This window comes from Nocardioides sp. P5_C9_2 (genome assembly GCF_054049555.1).
This window is the reverse complement of record NZ_JBFUMD010000517.1, coordinates 1-2,636: the sequence shown is the minus strand read 5'-3', so window position 1 is coordinate 2,636 and position 2,636 is coordinate 1. Positions and strand designations below refer to the sequence as shown.

Below are 2,636 nucleotides of genomic sequence, written 5' to 3'. Positions count from 1 at the left end.
GCCCTGCACCAGGCGGCAGAGCAGGAGCAGGACCGGGGCGCCGATGCCGATGCTGGCGTACGTCGGGAGCAGGCCGATGGCGAAGGTCGCGATCCCCATCAGCAGCAGGGAGCTGACCAGCATCTTCTTGCGGCCGACCCGGTCACCGAAGTGGCCGAAGACGATGCCACCGAGGGGACGCGCCACGAAGCCCAGCGCGTAGGTGCCGAACGCCAGCATGGTCGCGGCGGCCGGCTCGCTCTCGGGGAAGAACAGGGTGCCGAAGACCAGCGCCGCGGCCGATCCGTAGAGGAAGAAGTCGTACCACTCGACGGCGGTGCCGACCAGGGACGCGAAGACGACCTTGACGATGTTGGTGTCGCCGGGCCCCTGCTCCGCTTCGGTGGGGTGGGTGACGGGGGATGTCATGTGCTGGGTGTTCCTTTCGGGGGGATCACGCGGGGTGCGTGGTCAGGCGGCGGTCCAGCCGCCGTCGATGAGCAGGGAGGAGCCGGTCATGGAGTCGCTCCCGGGGAGGCAGAAGCCGGAGACGGCACGCGCGACCTCGTCGGGCTCGACGAGGCGTCGTACGGGCGTGCGGGCGAGCAGGACGGTGTCGAGCACCTCCGACTCGTCGATGCCGTGGGCCTTCGCCTGGTCGGCGACCTGGCCCTCGACGAGGGGGGTGCGGACGTAGCCCGGGCACACCGTGTTGCTGGTGACGCCCTTGCCGGCCGCCTCGAGGGCGATCACCTTGGAGAGCCCCTCGAGGCCGTGCTTGGCGCTGACGTACGCCGCCTTGTACGGCGAGGCGCGGTGACCGTGGACGCTCGAGACGTGCACGATACGGCCCCAGCCGCGCTCGTACATGCCGGGCAGCAGCTTGCGGGCGAGCAGGAACGGGGCCTCGAGCATCAGGCGCTGGATGAGTCGGAACTGCTCGGGGTCGAACTCCTCGATCGGCGCCACGTGCTGGACCCCGGCGTTGTTGACCAGGATGTCGGCATCGAGGGCGGCGGCGTCGATCGCGTCGGAGTCGGTGAGGTCGAGGCCCATGGCGTCGCCGCCGAGGGTGGAGGCGACCCGGGCGGCGGCGGTCTCGTCGCGGTCCAGGACGGTGACGTGCGCGCCGAGCGCTGCCAGGTGGCCGGCGACGGCGGCGCCGATGCCGCTCGCGCCGCCCGTCACGAGAGCGCGACGACCCTCGAGGGGGGTGGGCCCGGGCGTGAGCACATGCGTGGGCGCAGAGGGGGTGGGGGACATGGCCCCGACGTTAGGTCCCCGTGTGACGGCCGGCACATGGGTGTGAGGCATACAAGATCGCCGACATGGTGTGGGCGAGGGCTACCTCACGCCTGGAGGCGGCTGACGCGCAGCGCGAGCTGGAGGTCCAGCGCCCGCTCCGGGGCGCGCCAGGCGTCCCCCAGCAGGCCGGTGACCCGGTCGAGCCGCTGGGTCACCGTGTTGGGGTGCACGTGCAGGGCGGCGGCGGTGTCCTTGAGGCTGCCGCCACTGGCGAACCACGCGTCGAGCGTGGCCACCAGGCTGGTGCCGCGCTGCTCGTCGTAGGCCGCGACCGGCCCGAGCTCGCGCTCGACGAACTCGGCCAGCTGGGCGGGACCGTTACCGCCGAGCAGCAGACGCGCCACCCCGAGGCCGGCGGGATCGGTGACGTCCCCGACCCGGCCGAGGGTCACCAGGGTCTCCAGGCAGCCCCGGGCCTCGGCGTAGGTGGCCGACACCTGGCGCGCCGGAGCAGGCCCCGCCACCCCGACCGTGGCGGACGTGCCGGCCCGCGCGACGGCCGCGGCGAGCTGCTGACCGACCTCACGTGCGTCGGACGCGGGCACCACGAGCACCACGGCTCCCTCGTGCTCGCCCGCGACGCCGTGCATGCCGTCGGCGAGCCGGGACGCCGCCCGGGCGGTGGCCTGCCGTCCGCCGTCGGCCGGTCCGGCGACCGCCACGACGAGCGGTCCGTCGAGCTGGGCGCCGTGACGGCGGGCGCGCTCTCGCACCAGCACCGTGTCGTGGGGCGTGGGGGCGAGGAGGTCGCGCAGCAGCTCGCCGCCGATGCGTTCCTCGGCCTCTGCAACGCTGCGGGCCAGCAGCACCACCAGCGCGGTCACCAGGGCGCCGCGCTCCAGGGTGCGCTGCTCCGCGCTCGGCAGCGTCGGTCCCTCGAGCACGACGGTGGACACGTGCTCGCCGGCGGCCAGCGCCGCCGCGACGTAGCCGCGCGGCGTGGGCACGCAGTGCCCGGAGGCCACCGACTCGGCGATCGCCTCGGGCCAGGCGGTGAGGTCGGGATCGCCGGCCACCCGCTCGCCCGACGGGTCGAGGACCGCGACCCGCCCCCGGAGCAGGTCCCCGAGCACGAGGGCGATCTCGGCGGCACCGCCGCCGTGCAGCAGCTGGTCGGTGAGCCGGTCGTGCGCTGTCGCGGCCGACTCCACCGCCAGCGTGTGCTCGGTGAGGTTGCGGTTGGCGGTGTCGAGCTCGGCGAAGAGGCGGGCGTTCTCCAGGGCCACCGAGGCGTGCGCGGCGAAGGACATCAGCAGCGAGACCTCCGACGGCGGGAACCTGCGGACCGTGCGGTGCACCGCCAGCAGCGCGCCGATCACCCGGCCCTCGAGCACGAGCGGCACGCCCAGGAT

The 2,636-nt window shown here is 74.1% G+C and carries 3 protein-coding genes; all 3 read right to left on the bottom strand.

Going from position 1 to position 2,636, the window contains the following annotated elements; translation table 11 throughout:
- The coding region (locus ACXJKL_RS19035; RefSeq protein ID WP_457208570.1) for an MFS transporter at nt 1–408 on the bottom strand (408 nt) is incomplete at its 3' end.
- 42 nt (nt 409–450) lie between these two features.
- Nucleotides 451–1,242 carry a 3-hydroxybutyrate dehydrogenase gene (locus ACXJKL_RS19030; protein ID WP_457208569.1) on the bottom strand — a complete coding sequence of 264 codons (792 nt, stop codon included), beginning with the start codon at nt 1,240–1,242 and terminating at the stop codon, nt 451–453.
- 86 nt (nt 1,243–1,328) lie between these two features.
- Nucleotides 1,329–2,636, bottom strand: a 1,308-nt coding sequence (locus ACXJKL_RS19025; RefSeq protein ID WP_457208568.1) for a helix-turn-helix domain-containing protein, incomplete at its 5' end; no start/stop codon positions are given.

What these genes read in the sequence shown, in the direction of transcription:
- ACXJKL_RS19030 (WP_457208569.1), bottom strand. Translation starts at nt 1,242, where the DNA reads ATGTCCCCCACCCCCTCTGCGCCCACGCATGTGCTCACGCCCGGGCCC.